Annotated in this window: 26 protein-coding genes; 11 read left to right on the forward strand and 15 right to left on the reverse strand. The window is 37.4% G+C overall.

The features are described 5' to 3' along the window. Window positions 1-297: 297 nt before the first annotated feature. Together fsa and tkt are read right to left on the reverse strand one after the other, a co-directional pair. On the reverse strand, window positions 298-963 hold the full coding sequence (gene fsa / locus BTHG_RS16730) for a fructose-6-phosphate aldolase (protein WP_010677884.1): 666 nt from the start codon (window positions 961-963) through the stop codon (window positions 298-300). Between the two features lie 106 nt (window positions 964-1,069). Further along, window positions 1,070-3,079, reverse strand: coding sequence for a transketolase (tkt, locus tag BTHG_RS16735; protein ID WP_010677885.1), 2,010 nt, complete (start codon window positions 3,077-3,079; stop codon window positions 1,070-1,072). A gap of 332 nt (window positions 3,080-3,411) precedes the next feature. Here tkt and BTHG_RS16740 point away from each other — a divergent pair, with 332 nt between their 5' ends. Continuing rightward, the gene (locus BTHG_RS16740; protein WP_010677886.1) at window positions 3,412-4,578 is read left to right on the forward strand and encodes an ROK family protein; all 1,167 of its coding nucleotides are present in this window, start codon (window positions 3,412-3,414) and stop codon (window positions 4,576-4,578) included. Window positions 4,579-4,651: 73 nt separating this feature from the next. Here BTHG_RS16740 and BTHG_RS16745 read toward each other — a convergent pair whose 3' ends face one another. The 4 genes from BTHG_RS16745 to BTHG_RS16760 form a co-directional block, all read right to left on the reverse strand. Continuing rightward, window positions 4,652-6,082 carry an MFS transporter gene (locus tag BTHG_RS16745; RefSeq protein ID WP_010677887.1) on the reverse strand — a complete coding sequence of 477 codons (1,431 nt, stop codon included), beginning with the start codon at window positions 6,080-6,082 and terminating at the stop codon, window positions 4,652-4,654. 433 nt (window positions 6,083-6,515) lie between these two features. Continuing rightward, entirely contained in the window at window positions 6,516-7,301 is a 786-nt protein-coding gene (locus BTHG_RS16750; RefSeq protein ID WP_010677888.1) for an ABC transporter permease subunit, read from the reverse strand. Between the two features lie 18 nt (window positions 7,302-7,319). Further along, window positions 7,320-8,117 carry an ABC transporter permease subunit gene (locus BTHG_RS16755; protein ID WP_010677889.1) on the reverse strand — a complete coding sequence of 266 codons (798 nt, stop codon included), beginning with the start codon at window positions 8,115-8,117 and terminating at the stop codon, window positions 7,320-7,322. A gap of 6 nt (window positions 8,118-8,123) precedes the next feature. Next, a complete protein-coding gene (locus BTHG_RS16760) occupies window positions 8,124-9,002 on the reverse strand; it encodes an ABC transporter ATP-binding protein (protein ID WP_010677890.1) in 879 nt (292 codons plus the stop codon). Window positions 9,003-9,527: 525 nt separating this feature from the next. Between BTHG_RS16760 and BTHG_RS16765 the strand changes: the two genes are divergently transcribed. The 3 genes from BTHG_RS16765 to BTHG_RS27705 all read left to right on the forward strand — a co-directional run bounded on the left by BTHG_RS16765 (window position 9,528) and on the right by BTHG_RS27705 (window position 10,772). Next, window positions 9,528-10,232, forward strand: coding sequence for a coiled-coil domain-containing protein (locus BTHG_RS16765; protein ID WP_010677891.1), 705 nt, complete (start codon window positions 9,528-9,530; stop codon window positions 10,230-10,232). 125 nt (window positions 10,233-10,357) lie between these two features. Beyond that, window positions 10,358-10,582, forward strand: coding sequence for a S8 family serine peptidase (locus BTHG_RS27700; RefSeq protein ID WP_010677892.1), 225 nt, complete (start codon window positions 10,358-10,360; stop codon window positions 10,580-10,582). Then, on the forward strand, window positions 10,557-10,772 hold the full coding sequence (locus BTHG_RS27705; protein ID WP_269719510.1) for a S8 family serine peptidase: 216 nt from the start codon (window positions 10,557-10,559) through the stop codon (window positions 10,770-10,772). Before BTHG_RS27700 ends, BTHG_RS27705 begins: the two co-directional genes overlap by 26 nt. A gap of 121 nt (window positions 10,773-10,893) precedes the next feature. Here BTHG_RS27705 and BTHG_RS16775 read toward each other — a convergent pair whose 3' ends face one another. From BTHG_RS16775 to BTHG_RS16790, 4 genes are all read right to left on the reverse strand, one after another. After that, on the reverse strand, window positions 10,894-11,430 hold the full coding sequence (locus BTHG_RS16775) for an HD domain-containing protein (RefSeq protein WP_010677893.1): 537 nt from the start codon (window positions 11,428-11,430) through the stop codon (window positions 10,894-10,896). Between the two features lie 39 nt (window positions 11,431-11,469). Further along, on the reverse strand, window positions 11,470-12,192 hold the full coding sequence (locus BTHG_RS16780; protein WP_010677894.1) for an amino acid ABC transporter ATP-binding protein: 723 nt from the start codon (window positions 12,190-12,192) through the stop codon (window positions 11,470-11,472). Further along, window positions 12,189-12,845 (reverse strand): amino acid ABC transporter permease, encoded by a 657-nt coding sequence (locus BTHG_RS16785; protein WP_010677895.1) that lies wholly within the window; start codon window positions 12,843-12,845, stop codon window positions 12,189-12,191. Before BTHG_RS16785 ends, BTHG_RS16780 begins: the two co-directional genes overlap by 4 nt. A gap of 73 nt (window positions 12,846-12,918) precedes the next feature. Beyond that, entirely contained in the window at window positions 12,919-13,752 is an 834-nt protein-coding gene (locus tag BTHG_RS16790) for a basic amino acid ABC transporter substrate-binding protein (RefSeq protein WP_010677896.1), read from the reverse strand. A gap of 439 nt (window positions 13,753-14,191) precedes the next feature. Here BTHG_RS16790 and BTHG_RS16800 point away from each other — a divergent pair, with 439 nt between their 5' ends. From BTHG_RS16800 to BTHG_RS16810, 3 genes are all read left to right on the forward strand, one after another. Further along, window positions 14,192-15,100, forward strand: a complete 909-nt coding sequence (locus BTHG_RS16800) for an ABC transporter permease subunit (RefSeq protein ID WP_042342190.1) — start codon at window positions 14,192-14,194, stop codon at window positions 15,098-15,100. 15 nt (window positions 15,101-15,115) lie between these two features. Further along, window positions 15,116-16,012: an ABC transporter permease gene (locus BTHG_RS16805; protein ID WP_010677899.1), complete on the forward strand. Its 897-nt coding sequence runs from the start codon at window positions 15,116-15,118 to the stop codon at window positions 16,010-16,012. 88 nt (window positions 16,013-16,100) lie between these two features. Beyond that, window positions 16,101-16,445, forward strand: coding sequence for an ASCH domain-containing protein (locus tag BTHG_RS16810; RefSeq protein ID WP_010677900.1), 345 nt, complete (start codon window positions 16,101-16,103; stop codon window positions 16,443-16,445). Between the two features lie 42 nt (window positions 16,446-16,487). On the opposite strand, the gene BTHG_RS16815 is transcribed toward BTHG_RS16810, so the two are convergent. Then, window positions 16,488-16,913 carry a YbaN family protein gene (locus BTHG_RS16815; protein ID WP_042342098.1) on the reverse strand — a complete coding sequence of 142 codons (426 nt, stop codon included), beginning with the start codon at window positions 16,911-16,913 and terminating at the stop codon, window positions 16,488-16,490. A 183-nt stretch (window positions 16,914-17,096) separates the two neighbouring features. On the opposite strand from BTHG_RS16815, the gene BTHG_RS16820 reads away from it, so the two are divergent. Next, window positions 17,097-17,552 carry a DUF2269 family protein gene (locus BTHG_RS16820; protein ID WP_010677902.1) on the forward strand — a complete coding sequence of 152 codons (456 nt, stop codon included), beginning with the start codon at window positions 17,097-17,099 and terminating at the stop codon, window positions 17,550-17,552. Between the two features lie 31 nt (window positions 17,553-17,583). Here BTHG_RS16820 and BTHG_RS16825 read toward each other — a convergent pair whose 3' ends face one another. The 3 genes from BTHG_RS16825 to BTHG_RS16835 form a co-directional block, all read right to left on the reverse strand. Beyond that, window positions 17,584-17,862, reverse strand: coding sequence for a hypothetical protein (locus BTHG_RS16825; RefSeq protein ID WP_010677903.1), 279 nt, complete (start codon window positions 17,860-17,862; stop codon window positions 17,584-17,586). Window positions 17,863-17,986: 124 nt separating this feature from the next. Then, complete coding sequence (locus tag BTHG_RS16830; protein ID WP_010677904.1) at window positions 17,987-19,498, reverse strand: acetyl-CoA hydrolase/transferase family protein; 1,512 nt, start codon at window positions 19,496-19,498, stop codon at window positions 17,987-17,989. 157 nt (window positions 19,499-19,655) lie between these two features. Continuing rightward, entirely contained in the window at window positions 19,656-20,300 is a 645-nt protein-coding gene (locus BTHG_RS16835) for a LytTR family DNA-binding domain-containing protein (RefSeq protein WP_010677905.1), read from the reverse strand. A 164-nt stretch (window positions 20,301-20,464) separates the two neighbouring features. Here BTHG_RS16835 and BTHG_RS16840 point away from each other — a divergent pair, with 164 nt between their 5' ends. Further along, window positions 20,465-20,941 (forward strand): DinB family protein, encoded by a 477-nt coding sequence (locus tag BTHG_RS16840; RefSeq protein ID WP_010677906.1) that lies wholly within the window; start codon window positions 20,465-20,467, stop codon window positions 20,939-20,941. A gap of 167 nt (window positions 20,942-21,108) precedes the next feature. On the opposite strand, the gene BTHG_RS16845 is transcribed toward BTHG_RS16840, so the two are convergent. After that, on the reverse strand, window positions 21,109-22,125 hold the full coding sequence (locus tag BTHG_RS16845; protein ID WP_232284493.1) for an AbrB family transcriptional regulator: 1,017 nt from the start codon (window positions 22,123-22,125) through the stop codon (window positions 21,109-21,111). Window positions 22,126-22,266: 141 nt separating this feature from the next. Here BTHG_RS16845 and BTHG_RS16850 point away from each other — a divergent pair, with 141 nt between their 5' ends. Further along, a complete protein-coding gene (locus BTHG_RS16850) occupies window positions 22,267-22,686 on the forward strand; it encodes an acyl-CoA thioesterase (RefSeq protein WP_010677908.1) in 420 nt (139 codons plus the stop codon). Between the two features lie 408 nt (window positions 22,687-23,094). Beyond that, window positions 23,095-24,255, forward strand: a complete 1,161-nt coding sequence (locus BTHG_RS16860) for a coiled-coil domain-containing protein (protein ID WP_010677909.1) — start codon at window positions 23,095-23,097, stop codon at window positions 24,253-24,255. Window positions 24,256-24,352: the final 97 nt, after the last annotated feature.

Genomic DNA, 24,352 nt, shown 5'->3' on the forward strand with positions numbered 1-24,352 from the left:
CAACCCCATGAAGAGGATTCGGGGCTTCGGCCTCGCTCCTTTTCCTCTTCATCAACCCATGAAGAGGATTCGGGACTTGAGCTTCACTTCTTTTCCTCTTCATCAACTCCATAAAGAAGATTCAGGAGGAATTCCTCACTTCTTAACCACAGTCTATTTCACCACTAAAGCACGAAGTCATGTTTAGCTTATTATCTACTATAGTTCCGTTACTTTAACCCCATCATTTTAATTCAATCCAAAAAAACCCCAATCTGCATTAATGCAAATCGGGGTTTCCTATCATTATAAACTCAATTATTTAACTGCTTTTACCCAGTCAGCTGCGAATTTTTCTAAGCCTTGGTCTGTAAGAGGGTGCTTAGTAAGTTGCTCAATTACAGAGTAAGGAATAGTTGCGATATGTGCACCAGCCAATGCTACGCGAGTAACGTGGTCAGGGTGTCTAACAGATGCAGCGATGATTTGAGCATCTAAGTTGTGGACACGGAATAGCTCAGCGATTTTCGCTACAAGTTGTACACCATCTTCAGAGATGTCGTCAAGACGACCTAAGAATGGTGATACATATGTTGCACCAGCACGAGCTGCTAATAACGCTTGGTTCATTGTGAAGATTAAAGTAACGTTTGTTTTTACGCCTTTTTTAGATAGGTAGCGTGTAGCTTCTAATCCAGCTACTGTCATAGGAACTTTGATTGTAATGTTTTTGTCGCCACCATTGATTTTTAAAAGCTCTTCAGCTTCAGCAATCATTTGTTCAGCTGTTTCAGCGCTTGGAGATACTTCAGCAGATACGCTTTCTACTTCAGGTACAGCTTGAAGGATTTCCGCAATACGGTCTTCAAACTTTACGCCTTCTTTTACTACTAGTGATGGGTTAGTTGTTACTCCAGAAAGTACACCCATTTTGTACGCTTTTTTAATATCATCTAAGTTAGCTGTATCAATAAAAAATTTCATTTCTTTTTCCCTCCAGTTACTTTATTATATCACAAAAATATTTTAAAACACATTTGACGCACCTATTCGCATAGGTGGTCAAATGCATTTAGTAAAAACTACTATATTAGATAAGTTCTTTAAAGTTCTTAACAACGTTCTCTACTGTAAAGCCATACTCAGCAAGAACTTTATCTGCAGGTGCAGATGCTCCAAATGTATTAATAGCTAGAACTTTACCTTCGTCACCAACGAATTCTTTCCATCCTAGTGGAGAAGCCATTTCGATTCCAAGGCGAGCTTTTACAGCTTTTGGAAGAACACTTTCTTTGTACTCAGCTGATTGCTTTTCGAAACGATCCCAGCTTGGCATACTTACTACAGAAACGAAGATACCTTCTTTTTCAAGCTCTTGTTGTGCAGCAATTGCTAATGCAACTTCAGATCCAGTTGCAAGTAATAGACCAGCAACTTCTCCTTTTGCTTCAGAAACAACGTAAGCACCTTTTTTAACACCTTCATATACTGCTTCTTGATCAAGCGCTAAAGTAGGTAGACCTTGACGAGTTAATACAAGCGCAGTTGGTGTGTCTGTACTATCAATTGCTAGGCGCCATGCTGCAGCAGTTTCTTTTGCATCAGCTGGGCGTAGAATAGAAAGACCAGGCATAGCACGTAATGCTGCTAATTGTTCAACAGGCTCATGAGTTGGGCCGTCTTCACCAACAGCAATTGAATCATGTGTAAATACGTATGTTACAGGTAGCTTCATTAGAGCAGCTAGACGAATAGCTGGACGTAGGTAATCAGAGAATACGAAGAATGTTGCTCCAAATACTTTTACCCCACCATGAAGTGCCATACCGTTGATAGCAGCACCCATTGCAAATTCACGAACACCAAACCAGATGTTACGAGCAGCAAAGCTGTCGATTGCATAGTTTTTCTCAGACGTAATTAACGTTTTATTTGATCCTGCTAAGTCAGCTGAACCACCGATTAATTGTGGAACTGCACCAGCAGCGGCATTTAAAGCTTTACCAGATGCATCACGAGTTGCAAATGATGTTCCTTCTTCAAATGTTGGTAGTGATGCTTCCCAGTTTTCAGGTAGTTTACCATTTAACGCCATTTCAAATTGGTTCGCTAATTCAGGGTATTCTTTTTTATATTCTGCAAATAATTCATTCCATACACTTTCTTTTTGCTTGCCAGCTTCTACAAATTGGCTGTAGTGTTCTTTAACTTCTTCTGGCACGAAGAATGGCTCTTCATATGTCCATCCGTATGCTTGTTTTGTTAAAGTCACTTCATCTTTACCAAGTGGAGCACCGTGTGAAGCAGATTTTCCACCTTTATTTGGAGAACCAAAACCAATTGTTGTTTTGACTTCGATTAAAGTTGGGCGGTTTAAGTCCGCTTTTGCTTCTTGTAATGCTTTTTGAATTTCTTCAGTGTCATTACCATCTTCAACACGGATTACTTGCCAGCCATATGCTTTAAAACGATCTTCAACACTCTCAGAGAAAGAAAGGTTTAAATCACCATCTAAAGAAATGTCGTTTGAATCGTACATTACAACTAGACGGCCTAATTTTAAGTGACCTGCTAGTGAAGCTGCTTCTGCAGAAACACCTTCCATTAAGTCACCGTCACCACAGATTGCATATGTAAAGTGGTTTACTAAATCGAATTTGTCTTTATTGTAAGTTTCAGCAAGATGTCTTTCAGCCATTGCCATACCAACAGCCATTGCAATACCTTGACCTAGTGGGCCTGTAGTTGCTTCGACACCTGGAGTATGTCCAAACTCAGGGTGTCCTGGAGTTCTGCTTCCCCATTGACGAAAACCTTTTAAGTCTTCCAAAGTTACATCGTAACCAAATAAATGCAATAAGCTATATAAAAGCATGGAACCATGTCCAGCTGATAAAACAAAGCGGTCGCGATTAAACCAATTTGGATTTGCAGGATTATGATTCATTTCCTTTGCCCATAGAGTGTAAGCCATAGGAGCAGCACCCATCGGCATGCCTGGATGTCCAGAATTTGCCTTCTCTATACTATCAATTGATAGAGTTCGAATTGTATTAATTGCTAACGTATCTAATTCTTTGCTATTTAAAGCTGTTTTCATGTAACCACTCTCCTAAACTATTAAAATAAAAACCCTATTGTTAACCCTACCTAAAAAGACTAATCTTTTCAATAAAAAAACTAATCTTTTCAATCCTAAAAATAAGTTGTATAATTAATTCGTTCACTAAACAAATTATAACCATTTATAATGTACCACCCTTATCTTTATTCGTCAATAAATCAAAACTAAACAATTATCTCAAACTGCAAATTTTATTTTTTTGAAAGCGTAGTCATAATAAATTTACATATTGCTGTGTAACTTAATGATGTAATCTTTTTTTATTGCATGTTGATTTAGTTGTATCTACTACCAAATGGGGGATTTATATGATAACCGGAGATGCAGCATATATAAAAAAAATAAATCGCTCACTTATTTTGGAGAAAATCATTGAAGAAGGCATGATTTCAAGGGCTGACATTTCCAAAGCAACGGCACTTACAAGGGCTACAGTCTCTGCACAGGTTGCTGATCTAGTAGATGAAGACTTAATCATCGAAGCCCAACTTGAACACAATAGTGTTGGGCGAAAGCCGATTATGCTTTCCTTAAACGCTGAGGCAGGCTATGCCCTTGGTATAGATGTGGACTACGGGCAGATTTCCTTTACCATAGCAGACTTGCTCGGAAAACCTGTCACTGAAAAAATAATTGAATACAAAAATCTAGACTATGAAAATGTTCTTCAAATCCTAATTGAGCAAATCAATTTATTTAATGAGGAATTCAACGACAACCGATACGGCATTATTGGAGTAGTGATTGCTATCCATGGTCTTGTTGGAAAAGATGAAAAAATTCATTTCGTACCTCGTTTCCAATGGCGGTCCGTTCAATTGAAAGAAGACCTTGAAAAAGCATGTAAACTCAACATTCACATTGAAAATAATGCGAACATGTCCGCTTTTGCAGAAAGAGCTTATCATCATCACGAAACAAACAGTCTTTTATGCGCAACCATCTATTCAGGAATTGGACTAGGTATGATTATGGATAATGAATTTTTTCGTGGGAATGATGGTTTCGCGGGTGAAATTGGCCATATGATTGTCGTTCCACATGGAAGACCTTGTTCATGTGGCAATAAAGGCTGCTGGGAACAATACGCTTCGGAAATTGTTTTTTTAGAAAATATGAAGGAAGAACGAAATCTTTCATCTTTTACATATGGTGATCTAGAAAAACTAATTAATGAAGGAGATCAAGAAATACTTGAGCGCCTCGATAACTATATTTATTACCTTTCTATTGGCTTAAATAATATGATCAATATGTATAATCCCGATACAATTGTCCTTGATGGAGAAATTCTCCGACTATATCCGGACTCCATAAATAAGATAGAAGAACATTTAACCTCTTCTATTAGCCACTATCGTCAATTATCCATATCAAGTTTCGGAAAAAAATCGGTCACAATGGGTGCCTGCGCCTTTGCTATTAAGCATTTTCTAGATGTCCCCATGTTAAATTTAAAATACCAGGAAGCATAACGAAAATTAATGAATAAACAAACAAAAGCCCCTTCAACTTTGAAGGGGCTTTTAACGAATCTATAATATTCGTTTACATTTCTTTCTTAGCATTTCTTTTTTCAGCTAAATCAGCTGCTAGCTGAAGGGTACGATTTTTATTTAATGGATAGAAGAAAACAATCATTAGGAAAATAACCAAGAAGATTACGGCTGGTAATAAGGTACCTAAGGCATGAATACCATTTAATGTTTCTTGTGATTGCAATTCCAACGTTGAATTATATCCAACTACTCCAATTAAGACGCCACCAAGACCACCAGCAACTGCTTGGCCAACTTTGCGGGCCATTGAATAGATAGAGTAGACTGTTGCATCTTCACGTAGACCTGTAACAAATTCATGGTAATCAATTACATCTGTTACGAATGCCCAGATTACTAGATTAAAGATTGCATTACCAAACATACCGATTGTTACAATACCAACAAATTGCATTGCACTGATATCCTTTAAGAAGAATAACAGCAAGTAAACTGCACCAGCAAGTAACATTCCAAATGCCGCTAATTCTTTTTTACCAAACTTTTTAACAAGTGGACTCAAGAATGGCATTAGAACAAATACAGTACCTGAAGTAACTAAGTTTATTAAACTTAATGCTTTAGCGTTTCCAAAATAATCTTTGAATAAAAACGTGTTAACTGACTGAATGAGCATCGTACAAACCATGAAAGTTAGAGATGCAATAAGGATCCAGATTAACGGTTTATTTTTTATAAGCCCTTTCATTGTTGCTTTTGAAGAGCCTTTTTGCTTTGGTCTCTCAGGTGATACAACTCGCTCAGTTGTTAATTTATAACATGCGATATAAGAAGCAAGCGCAAGAACACCAAAAATAATGGCAGCCATCAACATGCGGTTAGGATCAATTTTATTATCAACAAATATGAACATTGGACCACCGACGCCGATAATAAGACCAGCTGCTTGTCCACCCATAGTTCTCCAACCAGAAAGAGACGTACGTTCAACTGGATCATCTGTTATTACAGAAGCCATTGATCCATATGGAATATTAACTGTACTGTATAAAGTTCCCCATACAATATATGTTACAAATGCCCAAGCAAGGTAAAATCCATCAGACATGCCTGGAATCTTAACGAACATTAACACACCTACAACAACAAGTGGGAATGACATTCTTAAAATCCACGGTCTAAACTTACCTTGAGGGGTTGTCTTTCTTGTATCGATGAAACGCCCCCACGCTACGTCAGCAAAAGCATCCCAAAGACGTGCGACTGCAAATAATCCCCCAATTGTTGCTGGATGAATGTGAAAAACATCGGTATAGAATACCATTAAGAATATAGCCACAAGTATAAAAAAGAAATCGTTGCCAAAATCGCCAAATAAATAACCAAGCTTATCCCTTAAACCAAAAGGACGTACATTAGGACGCGCTTCGTTTCCGCTTACATTTGATTCTGTAAAATCTAGTTTCTTCGCTGTGCTCATTTCGTCTTCCCCCATAAATTAATTAGGATAGTAAACTATATTTTTTGTTAGTTGGTTGAACAAATTAAATTGTAAATTGAATAATAACACTTTATAAACTAGTTCGTCAATATTTTTTTGAAAGCGCAATTATTAGAAACCCTGTGTTGATATGTGTTTATTCAGTATATTCAGGATAAAAAAATCAACCGTTTTCAAATATAGAAGACCCCTTCCATTTATTAAAATATCAAATTGAATTTTAATTTGTTGGTTGGGTAAACAAATTAAAGTTTATATTTGAATAGTAGCACTTCTTGTCAAAATTCGTCAACAGTTTTCGAAAGCGTTTTTCTAGAAAATCTTTCCTTGTACTTGTTAAATGTACATTTTATGGGTAGGAAGTTTTTTTCAAAAAAAAGATTCCTACCTTTAAGTACGAATCTTCAATCTTTTACACATTCAAATCCTTCTTTTTATAAAAAACATAAGTAGTTACTGTGAGGGCTACAATAAAACTTAGTGAAAGAATCACATACACCGCTTCAAACCCGTCTCCTGTCAGTATTTTTTTCGCTGTAAAATACCTAAATGGTACGATGTATGTAAATGGTTCAAGCTTCTCACTTAAATCAATAACGATAGACAAAATAAAAGTTAAAAGTAAAATTCCCATTGCAAATGGTGCAGCTCTTTTTGGACCTCGGATAACAGAAGCTAGTGCAGAGCCAATCATTAAAAATAAAAGTTGTAAAAGTAACATCCCACTCATTAACATAAAAAGGTCCTTAATTTCACGATTCATTTCAAAAACGAGGATTGTAGCAATGGTTGTAACAGCGTTAAAAACGACAAGATTAGTGAGTGCTGCCAACAATTTCATCGTGATAACCTTTGTTCTTGTAATGGGTTTTACAAATAGAAATTCAAAGGTTTTGTCCCGCTCTTCCTTTGCAATGATTGATGCTCCCAACATTGCCGCATGAATCGTTCCCATTAAAAGTAAGTATAAATACAGAATTGAAAAATACCCAATCGGCGTCGAGAGATCCAGTGTCCCCGTCCCCATAAGCGCTTGTAGAGCTTTTGGCATTGATTCAATCAGTTCATTTAACGATTGACCTGATGAAGATAGGCTCGAGTATTCCGTTTTTCCCATTAAAAGTAACAAGACGAGTCCAATACTCCAAATGATAAGTGACTTTCGGTACGCCTTCATCTCACGCAAAAATACATTCATCGTAAAAACCTCCTTCCTTCAGACCGAATGAATATCCTTTTTTACAAAACGGACGTAACTTGCTATAAATGCAAGTAACACAATCCCCAATCCCACAGCTAAAAACGATCCTTCATAGCTCGTATGCTCAATCATATAGTAGGAATCAAAATATTGGAAAGGTGACAAATACCGTTTATACTCATCTCCACTTGATGAACTTAGCATTCCGATGATAAAAAAACCAAAAACTGTTCCTAAGGAAACAGAAAGGACTGATTTTATTTTAGGAAGGCAGACTGAAAATAGAATCCCAATTGCAAGAAAGATAACCTGCAATAAAAACAAGGAAATCGATATCAACAAAAATGCTCTTGAACTAAATTCATCGGTCGCAACAATTGCTACCATTAGCCAGGAAGTAGCGATATACACTATGCTTGTAAACAGAATTGATGTGAATGCTGCTAAAATTTTCGAGGTTAAAATCGTTTTCCTTGTAATTGGTTTTGTTAATAAAAAATCGGCAGTCTTCTCCCTTACCTCCTTTGAAACAATCGCGGTACCAAAGTTCATAGCCTGGATGGCTCCACAAAGACTGATATATACAAACACATAGGAGTAAAATCCGAGTACTGAACCAAAGGTTTCTACTTGTAGTCCTAATGCTTGTTTGACTGCATCTGGAAATCCTGACAACACTTTTTTATATTCCTCTATATCCTTCGCAATCGTCGGAAACATGGACATGAACAATGCCATTACCCCAACTAGCGACAATGTCCAAATGATAGTGGTTTTCCGATAGGCCCGTAATTCATGAAAAAAGACATTCATATTTGTTTATGCCTCCTTCTCATAATAATGCATGAAAATCTCCTCAAGGTCCGGCTCAGTAACAGATAAATTGGTAATCTCAATACCGGCGATTTTTTCCATAACTGTATTGATATTCCCCTTGAACAAGAAAGTAATTTCCTTGCTACTCAAATGATTTACACCCGGAATTGAAAAGTAATTATTATCAATCGGATGAGCAGTTTCAACTGAAAATCTCTTAAAATTGTTTTCTTTTAATGTGCTAATTTTTTCAACCGTTACAATTTTGCCTTCCTTGATGATGGCAACTCGGTTACAAAGACGCTGAACCTCACTCAAAATATGAGATGAGAAAAGAATGGTCACACCTTTTTTATTTTCTTCCTCCAACAATTCAAAAAAGCGTTGCTGCATCAGAGGATCCAGGCCACTCGTAGGTTCGTCAAGAATGACAAGTTTTGGTTCATGTAGCAGTCCCTGCACAATGCCTACCTTCTTCTTGTTTCCAAGTGATAAGTCATCAATTTTACGAGTAAGGTCGAGTTCCATGATCTCAGCCAATTCTTTCATACGTTTCGTACAATCCTTTTTATAAAAGCTAGCTGAATAATTGAGTAAGTCCTTTACTTTCATATTGTCATAGTAAAACACTTCAGATGGTAAATACCCAATTTCTTTTTTTATGTCGGAGGAGAACTGGATGGAATCCTTCCCAAAAATTTTGGCACTTCCACTTGTAGGGTAAATAAGTGATAGCATGGTCCGGATTGTTGTAGATTTTCCTGCTCCATTTGGTCCGATAAATCCGAAAATCTCCCCTTCCTCTACATGGAAGCTGATATCTTCAATACCACGCGATTTCCCATACATCTTTGTTAAGTTTTGAATTTCAATGATATTCATTTGTCTCGCCCTCCCTTTAATTCGGGTTGTATATTTCCATTATATCGCGTTATTCTCTATTTCATTGTTACACTTACAAATTCTTCAGACTATTTGAGTTATGCGGAAACTGTTTATCGGAAGTATGGTGTTTAAGAAACAAACCCTGTTCCACCTAATTACCATATTGATGAATTAGAGTATATAAACTTTTATGACTTAACGAAAAAGACAAAATTGTATTAGAATGATTACGCCTATTAACAGACCCTTACTTACCTTTTTATGATGTCTCCTATTGTCATTTATCAGTAAATGGGGTACGTTGTGAAATCCTTGATTTTCCAAGTCAAATCCCAAAACGAAACTGGAAATCGTATTTAGTGGACCAATGCAAGAAACATAAAATCTAATGTCTACTTTGCAAAGCGTGATTATGTCATTAATATACAAATCTGTCATGTAATTTTCAGAACTAGGCAATTTTATCTAGTTCTTTTTTCGTGTTACAATAAGACTATTAAACTATAAAAAGGGGAAAAGGGTATGAAAAAAGTAGTAGGGTTTGCGAAAAAACGTTGGAAATATATTTTAGTAGCGATTGTTGCTCTTATTATTGGTTCTGCAGGGGGTCCATCTCAAAGTGATGTAGACGCAGCTGTAGAAAAGAGTGATAAATTAGTTAAGCAAGTAGAAGAACTTACAGCGAAAAACACGGAATCAAAAACTAAGATTGCCGAGCTTGAAGCAAAAGTGAAGGAAGCAGAACCATTCTTTAAATTACAAGAGGAAGAACGCAAAGCGAAAGAAGCAGAAGCGAAAGCGGCTGAAGAAAAGCGTGTAGCTGAAGAAAAAGCAAAAAAAGAAGCTGAGGAAGCAGCAAAAGCAAAAGCCGAAGCGGAAGAAAAAGCAAAAGCGGAAGCAAAAGCGAAAAAAGGATATGAAACTGGTATTACCTATGACCAACTAGCAAGAACACCAGATGATTATATGTTTGAAAAAGTAAAGTTTAAAGGCAAAGTGGTTCAAGTAATGGAAGGGGATGGAGTCACCCAAATTCGTTTAGCGGTGAATGATAATTACGATACGATTTTGTTTGGTGAATATGATTCTTCTGTTGTCAGTTCCAGAATTTTAGAAGATGATGTGATTACGATTTACGGTTCATCTACAGGATTAATCACCTATGAATCTACAATGGGTGGAAATATATCCATCCCAGGTGTCCTAATTGAAAAAATCGACCAATAAAACGGTAAGACCAAGGTGCTAATGGCCTTGGTCTTTTTTGTGCGTATTTAATATAGATTCATTCTTTGCATTTTCTTCTAGAATGGTTACTTTTCTAACGAATAGAATTTAGAGGGGGTAGCCATATGCAATTTAAAATACAATCCGACGTGTTAGATATCCAATCTCAATTGCCAAATCAAGTCATTGATTGGGGAGTGAGTATGGTTCAGGCTCCTACCATTTGGGCATTAACAAAGGGAGAGGGAATAAAAGTAGCTATACTTCATACAGGTGTAGACCGCAATCATCCTGATTTACAAGAAAATATCAAAATGAGTAAGAATTTTTACATCAGAAGATGCGAGTGATTTCCAAGATCGTAATGGGCATGGAACCCATTGCGCAGGTATAATTGCGGGTATTGATAACGATATAGGCATTGTGGGTGTTGCACCAATAGCCTATCAAATCCCCAATCAAGGCCCCCGATTTCACCGCGACTCCAGCTGTATTCTTCAACAGCACGAATGGTTTCTAGCATTCTCGTACGGAAACTAATTATAAAAAATAAGGGGCAATAGCTAAGGGATAATGAACGCACTTGAAAAATACTGGATATTCACTTCGTTTCATTCTCCAAAAAAAAATGCCTCAAAGGCTACCTTTGAGACATTTCATCTTACCCAAACAAACGATTTATTTCCTTTTTAAGTTCCTCTAATAATGGAACAGTTGAAGCCTGACCTAGGCTATCAGCCACGCTTCGGTAATACCATTCTTGTTTTACCTTGCCTCTGCTAAATCGATGCCATACTTGCTCACCCTGAACCTCATAATCCCGAATAATCGACCTAATATTATGTAGTTTATCCGCACATACGACTGTTCGAATATCCTCTGATGCTGTCCTTAGAAATGAAACGGTATGTTCTTTTCTCTCTTCCCATGGTAGGGATTTATTTGGCTCTGAACAACCGTCTACGAGCTCTGCTATCTCATCACCGAAGTCAGCTTTTATATCCTCTAAAGTTATATCTGTATCTTCCACCGTATCGTGTAAAATTCCAGCAGCCACAAGTTCCGCGCGTACATTTATCTTTATTAACATAAGGCCGACACCAAGTGGATGGGTGATATATGGAATATTGGTTAATTTTCGATATTGGCCGTCATGTGCCTTACTCGCTACAATTATAGCTTTTTCAATCATATCCATTTTTTAGCCTCCCTATCAATACGTGGCAGCTTAACTCTTTTACAGCACTTTACTTAAAAATGCTTTGGTGCGTTCATGTTGAGGGTTTTCAAATAATTCTTTCGGAGTATTTTCCTCAACAATATATCCATCATCCATAAATAGGACACGGTCGCCAACTTCACGAGCAAACCCCATTTCATGTGTCACGACCACCATTGTCATTCCTTCTCTTGCTAGTTGCTTCATAACCTCTAAAACTTCTCCAACCATTTCCGGGTCAAGAGCAGAAGTTGGTTCATCAAACAGCATAATTCTAGGCTCCATTGCGAGAGCTCGTGCTATTGCAACACGTTGTTTTTGACCACCTGACAATGAATCTGGGTAGGCATCTGCTTTTTCTGCAAGACCAACCTTCTTTAACAACTCCATTCCCTTATTATACGCATTTTCGCTTGAAACCTTTTTCACTTTCATTGGAGAAAGCGTGATATTTTCCATCACGGTTTTGTGAGGGAACAGATTAAATTGTTGGAATACCATTCCAACATCTGTTCGAATTTGGTTGATGTTCGTCTTTTTATCAGTTATATCGACATCTTCAATATAAACATGCCCTTCATCAATCGGCTCCAATAAATTAATGCAACGCAAAAAAGTAGATTTACCAGATCCCGAAGGGCCAATCACCACCACTACCTCCTGGGGCCTGATATTAACTGAGATGCCTTTTAGCACTTCATTTTTCCCAAATGATTTTTTAATATTTTCTACTTTAATCATTCAGTTTTCAGCCTCCTTTCGAGATGGTTTAGTAGGAGTGTCAATGTAAGAGTTAATAGTAAATAAATGAAGGCTGCCGTTAAATAGGGTTCCCATACGCGTGCATATTGACCTGTCATCATTCGACCCCAATGCATTAATTCCGGAGTTGCCACTACCGAAAGAAGGGATGAATCTTTTATTAGAATTACAAATTCGTTTCCTAATGGAGGGATCATCCGTTTAAAGGCTTGCGGGATGATGACATATCTCATTGCCTGAACATGTGTCATCCCCAACGAGCGAGCCGCTTCCATTTGTCCACGGTCAAGAGATTGAATTCCTGCTCTAAAAATTTCAGCTATGTATGCGGATGCATTTAATGTAAGTGCAATAACACCTGCAACAATCCCATTTGTTCCACCTAAAAATAATGGAACTACTCCGAAGTGAACTAAAAAGATTTGAACGAGGAGTGGCGTTCCACGGAAGAAGGTAACATAAAACACAAAAGGAAGTGCTATCCATTTATTGCGTATCATTTTTCCGAGTCCGATAAACAAACCTAGGATTGTCCCAAGCAAAATACCAGCAATCGATAAGCCGATTGTTAATAATGCTCCTTTCCCAAAATAGGGAAGATAATCTATGATTATATCAAACTTAAAATCCATGCTGTGTCCCCCAGTACGATTTGTTAAAGCCAAAAATTGCGTAACACTGATGTCGTTACGCAACTTTTGTTATTTATTTTGAAGCTTCCTGTTCTGCCTTAAGTGCTTCTAGATCAGGTTCTGCTCCAAACCATTCTTTGTAAATCTTTGTGTATTCTCCACTTTCGATTATGGCCTCGATTGCCTTGTCAAATTCAGCTTTTAGGTCATCACTGCCTTTAGGGAACATCATGCCATAGAATTCAGCATCAAATGTATCTTTGTCTCCAACAATTTTTAAACTTTTGTCAGGATTTTGTGCTGCATAGTATTCAATAACACCATTATCAGCTACAACCGCATCTGCTCCACCACTTTCAAGCTCAAGAATCGCTAGGTTGTTATTTTCGAAAGCTTTAATATCAGGGTGCTTTTCACCTAGCACCTTTTCAACTGCAAAATGTCCAGTTGTAGAAGCCTGCACGGCTACAACTTTTCCTTTAAGATCATCAGCGGTTTGAATATCACTGTCTTCAGGAATCATGATTTTGTTAGTTGATAAGAAGAACGGAATTGTGAATAAATATTCCTTTTCTCGATCTTCAGTAATCGAAATTGAAGAAATCGCCATATCATAAGAACCTTTATTTAATTCAACAAAAATTGGATCCCAACCAGTATGCTTGATATCTAGTTCGTATCCTGCTTCCTTGGCCACTGCATGAATCACATCAATTTCAAAACCAACAATCTTGTCACCTTCCATGAATTCAAATGGTGCATAAGCAGCATCTGTCATGACCTTAAGTGTTTTTTTGCCTGTGTCTTTTCCCTCTTTTTCTCCACCAGTTCCACTCGTATCACTTGTTCCACAAGCAGCTAAGAAGAGAAAAACAAGCAAAATTGAAAAAACAGATAACTTCTTCACATATGTAACCCCTTTCTGTTTTTTAAAAATTTAAATAATTTCTTTTTCACTATATTATCATATTAGTAGGCTTAAAGAAATATTGAATTGACAATTCTCTACTATCTGTGACTCTCTCCTTACATTTTATGAAACAGAATTAGAACAATAGAACCAAACCAATCGACATAAAGTGAAACTTCAATCATGGGGGTTTACTTCATCTCCCAATGATTGTTAGTTGAGGCCCACACGATGTGGGCCTCAAAGACGTTGCCACAGGAGGTGGCGTTAATAGTCTTTGTTCTTTATTTCGGGCTTTTACGGGCAGTTATAACCCCACCTATGGGGTTTTGCTGCCCGTTAATGCGGGGAAAATCGGGTGGTGACAGGAAATGGAATTTAGAATATATTTAGAATAGTAGTTATTTTCGAAAAGGAAGGTGTTCTTGTGGGGGTTATGAAGGAGTTCGGAAAAATTATTGCGATTTATTTATGTGTATTTTTTTGTGTAATTTTATTTGTCCTTTTCCCTCGCGAAGCTAGTATTGATTATTCGGGTAAGGCAATGGAAGTTGTGTATTCCTATCATTTCAATTTAAAAGAATATGCAACGAGTATAGGCACATTTTTATTGGATGCTTACGAGAATAAAAGTTTGGGTGGTACTAAATTCGCCTCCCTTTCTGCTGAAGATGAAATCGCGAAATTCTTTCCAAGAAGCCTGAAAGTTATACTAATTGGATATCTTCTCAGTGTTGTTTTTGGTGTATTGAAAGGAATTCTTGATTATCGGTTAACAAATACGAAAAAGAGCTTTTTGGGAAGCGGCGCCACCTGGTTCCTCTCAGGGGTTCCTGACTTTTTTATCATCATTTGTTTAAGTTATTTTTTCCTATTATATGTTCCTGACTTTAGCATTATGGGTACAGAGGCTTGGTGGAAGTTTATCGCTCCTAGTATTCTCGTATCAATTGCACCAACACTGTATGTTGCGAGAATTACATCTGTTTCTCTACTCACTCAGGACCGTGAACCGTATATTCAAGTAGCATTCGCCAAGGGCTTTACCAAAAATAAAGTACTTCTCAACCATATGATGAGGTCGTGTTTCATAACAGTATCCAGTCATTTGCAGTCGATTATGGTCTTTGTTCTATCAAACCTATTAGTAGTTGAATATTTACTAGGTTACCAGGGAGCAGCTTATCGAATGTTTTCTGCGATTGGCTATACGAATTTCATCCCTCCAGGCGGTGGAGCTGATGAACGCGGTCTGATTATTGGAATTTGTATAAGCTTTCTACTCCTTGTGATGGTGGCACATATTATTAGTCAAATCATCAAAATGAGATTAGATCCGAAATAAAGGGGGTTTTGTGGGTTGAATCGAAATTGGTTTTTAATTACTGGCTTAGTTATGTTAGGCATCCTTCTTCTTATTACGTTTGTTGGACCACATATACCATACGTTAAAGAAGGAATTGAAGGCGGGAGAATTCGCTTCATCGACGGTGGTAAGGGTTTGTTAAAGGCACCTTTTACCCCAGGACAAGAACCTCCTTTTGGGTCTGACCATGAAGGTCGAGACTTATTAAGTGTTATAATAGTTGGCGCTAAGGATACACTGAAAATTATTTTAGGAATTGTGGTTCTTCGTTATCTCATTGCCACCCCTCTTGGATTACTGGCTACAAGAAAAAATAATCCTTTTTCCTGGATTGTTACGACTTGGAACAATGTGTTTTCAGGGATTCCAATTATTTTTTCAGCACTACTTCTGTTAGCGATTCCAGTCCTAGTAATGAATGAAAATCGTTTAGGGTGGTCCATCTTTCTTTTAGCTATGATTGAAGTTGGAAAAGTGAGCCATATTATTCGGGAGGAAACCCAAAGGATTGTAAGAAAACCTTATATTGAGGCTGGAGTCACAATTGGGATATCCCCACTTCGTCTGGCATTAGGAAATATTTTACCGAACACATATCCTGCAATTATGGTGAATTTCTTTATTGATATCGGGAGGACCTGCCTTTTAATTGCACAACTTGGTATTTTCGGTGTATTTCTTTCACAAGTATTTGTGCAATTGGGTTATGGTGCCGGTGAGATGATTAACACAAGCCTTAACTGGCCAACTTTGCTCGGGCAAGCTAGAAAAGACATGATTAGCTCAATTTGGATTCCATTTTGGACATGTGTTGCAATTTCGTTTACGATGTTTACCTTCACAATTTTGGGGGAAGGCTTGAGAAGGTATTTTGATCGTAAGACAGTGTAACTTGTGAAGAATGATATTTCTTGTTATTGTGTATAGTAAATGTTGGAAGTATTGAAAATGAAAACTTCCAATTGAAAGGAGCATGTAAATGACTACATCAAATAATGAATTACCAGCTAAAACATGTACCATTGATCGACTTGTGACAATGGAATCGGACATAAAAAAGGTTCTGGAAGGCAAAAAAACTGCTACACGAAGAAATGGTAGATATGCTGATGTTGGGGAAATTATGACACTTGAGGGCCAACAATTTAAAATTGACCGTGTATATGAACAATCTCTTGGGGAACTGACAGATGAAGATGCGAAGAGAGAAGGTTTTAATACGGTTGACGAATATAAAGAATCAATTCTTTCCTACCATCCAGGCATGCCTTGGCTCCCTCAAATGAAAGTATGGGTCCATGAATTTAGTAAAGTGGATGAATAACAAACAAAACCCTTGTCATTGAATAGGACAAGGGTTTTTCGTCTATTTATGGCTTGTTTCTTCAACAAGAGCCTGCTCATGCATTGCCCGCTCTTCTGGTGCCACAGTCTTTATTTTTGTGATGAAGTAGTAATATTTATAAATAACAACAGCAATTAATAGTAGTTTAACGGCGATGCTGTCTAAAATAATAAATGGGACTGCAATCATCGCATCAGCTGTTAACAAAATCGTTAACTTCTGTTTTAACGTCATTTCACGACGCTTCACAAAACTTTCAAGATGTTTTTTATATAAACTAGTGCCTTTAAACCACCGGTCAAATTTTTCCGATCCTTTTACAAAAAAGAAAGAAGCAAGTAATAATAGGGGCGTGGTTGGGACGATGGGCAATACAATTCCTACTACTCCAAGGCCTAAGAAAATAAAACCTAAGACAATATATAAAAATTTCGTGATTCTCTTCACAAAGTCGCCCCCTTTCTCCAACTTAAGAACTCCTTATGTATTATACCACGTATCTTTTACTGGAAAACAACTGTCACAAAATAGTAAGATAATATAGATGGAATTGTGAGGTACATCACTTACCCTTTTTATTATAGTGCTATCATAATAGTGGAATATGTTGTGAATGGAGGTTTCCATCAATTGGGTGTTATATACAAAATACTTGTTTTCATACATATTTTTTCTGCCATCCTTGGAATGGGACCTGGCTTTATTTTAACAACGGTTGTGAAATCGGGTGATACAATGACAGAGCTTAGGCATTCGTATGCAATCAGACATAGACTTCACATATTTGTTATGATTGGTGGCATACTGCTGCTCATAACTGGACTATTAATGGGAGCTATTCACCCATACCTTTTTACAATGGGTTGGTATGTGACGAGCTTACTGCTGTTTCTTGTTGCGTTAGCAATGGGACCATTTGCTCTTACACCTAAATCAAGGCCAGTAAAAGCTTTATTAGATTCACATCAAGGTGAAGATATTCCTGCAGAATACTATCCGTTGGCAAAAGCACTCTTTAGAGTAGAGCATATTGAGAATACAATCTTTATCATTGTCATAGCGTTAATGATTTTAAAGCCTTTCTAACATTTTTCTATCGTGTAAAAATCCCCATCATTCATTGGTGGGGATTTTCTTCGATTATTTGTTTCTTTTTGAATGGGAATGCTATCCCTTGTGTGAGTAAGCTTATTAACAAAACAATCCCCACCATTAAGGATGCGATAATCCAAAAATTGATGCCAAACCCGACTATTTTGTAGGCACCTTCATAGTAATTTACGTCCGGACGATTGATATTGGATGATACGATTGCTGCAGTGATGTGTTTTGTCGCATACAAAAAGGCAGACACCGCGATGAAAAAGCAACCAACAAATGCCTTGATTTGTTTCATTTAACCCCTCTTTTCACTTCACGTTTTTTGATAATCGTATCATGTTTCCAAAAGATGGGATATATTACTTTTTACCTATAGAAAAGCCGCATAAAGAATTTCTTCTTTACACGGCTAAAAAAAGTTATGCCTCTACTAATTCCTTTTGGAGCATGGTCCCTGTTTGCGCAAAGTTTGTATGCCACGAGAATGCTTTTTCTAATACATGTGGCGTTTGACCACCTCTAGTGAGTGCTTCCTGGTAGTAATCACGAAGTTGTTGTTTGTACATTGGGTGTGCACAGTTCTCAATGAGTAATTCTACACGTTCTCTTGGTGCAAGTCCTCGTAAGTCTGCATATCCTTGCTCGGTAACGATGACATCGACGTCATGTTCTGTATGATCCACATGGGATACAAATGGTACGATACTCGAAATGTTTCCGCCTTTTGCAATTGATTTAGTCACAAAAATTGCAAGTCTTGCGTTTCGAGCAAAGTCACCAGACCCACCGATGCCATTCATCATCTTTGTACCAAGCACATGCGTTGAATTTACATTTCCGTAAATATCCAGTTCAAGCGCTGTATTAATTGAAATTAGTCCGAGACGACGGATTATTTCAGGATGATTTGAAATTTCTTGTGGCCTCATGATTAAACGCTCACGGTACTGCTCAAAGTTCGAAAATACCTTTTTCATTTTTTCATCTGATAAGGTAATCGAACAACAAGAGGCAAAAGTAACTTTACCTGCATCGATTAAGTCAAAAACTGCATCCTGTAGTACTTCGGAATAAACCTCTAAATCTGTAAACTCAGAATCAAGCATGCCGTGAAGCACTGCATTTGCAACAGAACCAATCCCTGATTGAAGTGGTGCAAGCTTCTCAGTTAAACGTCCTGCCTCCACTTCTTTGCGTAAAAATGTTAACAGATGCTGTGCCATGATTTCTGTTTCTTCGTCTGGAGGCACAATTGTTGATGGGGAATCTGTTTGGTCAGTGAACACGATTCCTTTGATTTTTTCTACATCTACTTTAATTCCTGGTAATCCAATTCTGTCATCAGGTCTTGTTAAAGGAATTGGATCTCTATCCCCTTGCTTGCCCGGTGCATATAAATCGTGAACTCCCTCAAGTTCCGTCGCCTGCGCAAGATTGATTTCTACAATGATTGAGCTTGCATGCTGCGCAAACGTCAAAGAATTTCCAATTGAAGTCGTTGGGATGATGAGACCATCCTCCCTAATTGCAACCGCTTCCAAAATTGCGACATCTACGTTCATTACATTAGATCGAATTAATTCTGACGTATGTGATAGATGCTGGTCCACAAACAAGAAATCCCCTTCGTTAATTCCCTTCCTCATGGTAGAATCAGCTTGGAACGGTAAACGCTTACCTAAGATTCCTGCTTCTGCGAATAATTTATCAACATCAGAGCCTAATGATGCTCCTGTATATACATTTACTTTTAATGGTTCACTCTCAGCACGTTTTACAAGTGCAAATGGTACCGCTTTCACATCACCTGCACGAGTAAACCCACTAAGTCCCAACGTCATACCGTCCTCAATCCATCCTGCTGCTTCTTCCGGTGTGACAACACGGTCATGCAGACGAGTATCCTTAATGCGCTCTAGTTTAGTATTCATTTCTCCCATCCCCTTTATGAAATTGAATATTAAGATAATTTTACCTATTTTCGACCGTAGAATAGAGGTTTCAGGAGTAAAGAACAATAATATCAGATAAAAAAGAAGAACGAACCCCTAAGGTAGAAGATTCGTTCTTTTTCTAGAATTATGTTAATCAAAAGCCTAATAACTTTCGAAAATAACTAGAATAGTTTTGACTAACTGGAACTCTGGCTCCATTTTTCATTTCTAACAAAAACGTGGAATGAGTATCTGGGTGAATTTCTTTTATCTGATTAACATTCACTATAAACGAGCGGTGACAACGGATAAAAAAATCCTTTGGTAGTGTATATTCGAATTCCTGCAGGGAATATTTATGTGTTCCAGAGAAACCCTTTGTATACACATGGGTCTTTTTGTCTTTTGCTTCAAGAAAAATAACATCGGAAAAGGGAATGGGAACCCAGCCATCTGGAGATTTGACGGTAACAACCGATTTCCCATCCGTTAAGGCTGGGTAAATTGCTGTTACACACCCTTCTACCTCATCGCCATGAAAAAATGGTACCGCCATCCCATGATAAGGAATGCCAAAAACGTCACGATTAATAAATTCTGATGTTTTTTGTCTTGTCGTAATCGCTTTATACGCAATAGTCCCCTCTTTAACTACATCACCCGGTTTTATTTTTAAGTCAATTCGTTTGCTTGGCCGGTAATAGATATATTCTTTTGTATTGGAAACAGCAATTGAAATTTCGTCAGAGAACAATTCCCCAATCACATCTAAGAGCGATCCAATTGTTATATCCTTCATACGTCAACATCCTTCATTGTTGAAATCTAGAATCCCCCTTTTATTTTACAGATATTCTATCAATAATACATCTTCTTCATTAAAATATCATGAAGGCGTTTAAAATGGTTTTTACTTGTGCATGAAGTATAATGGAAGTAAACATACTTTTAGGAGGAATACATATGTACCATACACTTGAAGAATTCTTGCAAGACTGGAATTATGAAGGCAACGCGACTTATAAGATTCTTGAAGCTTTAACAGATGAGTCATTATCACAAGAAGTGGCACCAGGCCACCGTACATTAGGTGAACTTGCATGGCATGTTGCGACTTCACTACATCATATTGTTTCACTTACTGGTCTTCAGTTTGAAGGCGCAACTGGTGAGGAAGTTCCGGCATCTGCAAAGGAAATTGCTGATAGCTACCGTGCAACAAGTGAGAACTTTGTTTCGGCAGTAAAAGAACAATGGAATGATGAAAGTCTAAAAGAAGTAGTTGATATCTTTGGCCAGCAAATGCCAAAAGGGGTAGCACTTAAAATGGTGAATACCCACCAAATTCACCACCGCGGTCAAATGACCATTTTAATGCGTCAAGCTGGTTTGAAGGTACCTGGTGTTTATGGTCCTTCTAAAGAAGAGTGGGGAGCTTAATTCATTTTGCACAAAAGGAGCCAATTTTTTTCATTGGCTCCTTTATCTTGCCCTCAGCACTGTTTTAGTTGACTTCACATTTTTCAATCAAACGTTTGTTTAGCTGTCCATCACATAGGGCGCAAGGGTTTCAAATTTCAATCAAGCGTTTGTTTGAATGGACATTTTTATGCCGCTGCTTTTTCTCTTTTCTTGAACATCCATTTTAAAAAACTAGGAACAATTAATATGATAAACAATAGACGTATGAGTTGCAGTGAACTAACCACTGCTGGATCTGCTCCAATTGCAGTCGCCGTTAATACCATCTCAACTAACCCACCTGGTGCCAAGCTTAGTAAGGCTGTCGGCAAATTTAAATCTGAGAAACTAGCAAATATATAGCCAAGTCCAAAAGATATTGCCACTAATAACACCGTCAATAGAAAGTAAACCCCGCAATACCTTCCACCAATCTTTAAATCTCTCAACTGAATATTATTCCCCATTCTCATTCCAACCGTAACTTGTGCAAGAATGAGAAACCAAGATGGAATAATTGGTAATCCTACCCCCACGACACCCAGAATGGCTGTAACCGCAAGTGGACCAATGACATAGGCAGCTGGAAATTTATTTCGAAGAAGCCATCCCGCCAAAAAGGCAAATCCAAACCATAGATAGGCGTATACAGGCACACTGCTAAAATTTTTTGTTACTTCATATGGATTTCCCACGCTTGCGATGAACCAATGTGTCACAATAAATGGCACCATGAATACGACCGTTAACAAACGAACTGTTTGAAAAATAGTGACCATTGCTGAATTTGCTTTTAAGGAGTGGCTTGCCGCTACCATTTCAGATAGTCCCCCAGGTATGGAGCCAAAAACACTCGTCATCGGATCAATTTTGATAAACCTTGTCACAAAAATACTATTTAACACGCTAACTGTCAGTAGCAAAATTGTCGTTAGTAAAAATGGGATAATATACGGATATACCGTACTAAATGTTTCCTTTGTAAAAGATAATCCAAAGTAGATTCCTAGTGTTGAAAGTCCAACATTATATAACCGAGTTGACACGAACATTTTTCGATGTGTAATGGCTTTGAATAAAATCATACATGTCATCGGCCCGAGTATCCAGGGAATCGGAAAATGCAATAAATAAAACAGCACGCCCCCAATCGTCGCAACCACGTAAGACAATCCAATTCCCCTTATTTGAGTAAGTTTCATTTTATGTACGACCTTTCGTTTTAATTACTTGTGCTCTTTACTATATGCAGGAAAAGTAACCCTTTTGCAGAATATACTCTTTATAAATAAAGGAGGGACACTATGGAACATTTTAAATTCTCACATACCATTCGAGTTAGGTATTCTGAAATTGATGGCCAGAAAATTGTTTTCAATGCGCATTATCTTACATATATCGATATCGCCTTTACTGAATATATGCGTGAAATCCTCGGTTCTGATTGGCTTATAAATTCTCATTCGTTACATTTTGAGCCAGTCCTTGTTAAAAGTACGGTTGAGTACAAAAAACCGGCATTATTGGATGACCTCATACAGGTATATGTACGTGTCAAAAAATTGGGGAGTTCTAGTCTCTCAATCGAGAGTGTCATCAAACGTGAAAACGAGATACTAATAGAAGCAGAAACCATTCAAGTAAATTACAACAATGTTACAAAAGCTTCAGCACCTATACCAGACGATATAAAAGAGAGAATTCAAAAATTTGAAGGCTTATAAGTAAAAACCCCAGGCGCTAGTTGACATGCTTTTTCAATCAAACGTTTGTTTAGCGCCTTTTCCTTACTCTCCCTTGTGTTTAAAAAATCAATCAAACGTTTGTTTAAATCATTCACCTTACACACGTATTCTCCTATTTTACCATTCTACCTTCCAATCCTACTTTAGTAGGAAAAAAATCCCTTAATCTATCGAAAATATTTCTTTTGTTACAAATTTATTTCGACATTAAATGCAGTGCTCCTTCATTACCATCATTGATTTTATTAGGTTTTCAAACATTACAATTATAACAAAATGTAACAATTTCGCGACAAATGGAGAAATTTAAAGAAATATATGATAATATGAGAGAATAAAAGACTAGGTAAAAAACCTAAGTAGACTAGTAAGAAAGTAGGAATTATCTTGAAAAAGACACTCGTAACGTTAAGTGCCACTTTAATGATAAGTGCCTTTTCTCCATATGTTATATCAACTAGCGCGGAAAGTATTAACTCACTTCAAAGTGATCTTACAGAAACGCAAAATGCCTTAAAGGAATTAAATACACAAATTGCAAAAGTTGACCAAGCAATTGAAGATAACCAAAAAATGATATCTCAAACAGAAGAGGAAATTAAGAAGTCTGAAGAACAAGTTACAACTCTTCAAGGAGAGATTGATAAACTTAACAAGGAAATTGAAGCGCGCAATGAGATTCTAAAAGAACGTGCTCGCATCATGCAGGAATCTGGCGGAACAATTAGTTACATAGATGTCATTTTCGGTGCACAAAGCTTTTCAGATTTTATTAACCGTGTAAGTGCAGTTTCTACTATTATGGAAGCTGATCAAAAAGTAATTGACGAACAAGCAAATGCTATTAAACAGGTTGAGAAAAAACAAGATACAATTCAGGAGACACTGACTGCTCTACAAAGCAAAAAAGACGAATTGGTTGCCATGCAAGGTCAAATTGCAGAGCAAAAAGCTCAAAATGATGCATTAAAAGCTGCATTAAAATCAAAAGAACAAAAAACTTTAGCCGATATTGAAGAACTTCGTGCTAGTATGATAACAGCTACACCAGCTGTTACTACTACATCAACAGCTTCTTCTACTACTGCTTCAACATCTACATCTACTGCTAAATCTACTGCAGTTGCATCCGTTCCAACTTCTACACCAAAAGTAACGGGTTCAATTAGCACGGTAATTAATGCAGGCTATAAATACATTGGAAACTCCGTCTATGTATTTGGTGGCGGAAGAAACTCTTATGATATCGCGCACGGTCGATTTGACTGCTCTGGTTTCGTACACTGGGCATTTGCACAAGCAGGTGTAAGTGTTGGAGCTAGCACTGACGCACTGAAAAATCAAGGTACAGCTGTTTCAGTAAGTGACATGAAGCCTGGAGATTTAGTATTCTTTAATACTTATAAAACAGATGGCCATGTAGGAATTTATATTGGTGGCGGTAAATTTATCGGTTCCCAATCTTCTACAGGTGTTGGCATTGCCGATATGACTCGTGGATACTGGAAAAATACATTTAACGGACGAGTTAAACGTGTTATGCACTAAACAAACTTGACATATTGCCTTTGAAAAGTTCTGGCATTCGCCGGAGGCTTATATCAAAAAGTATCTTCATTTTTGAAGATGCTTTTTTTTTGAAGAT

Source organism: Bacillus timonensis, assembly GCF_000285535.1.
GTDB lineage: Bacteria > Bacillota > Bacilli > Bacillales > Bacillaceae_L > Ferdinandcohnia > Ferdinandcohnia timonensis.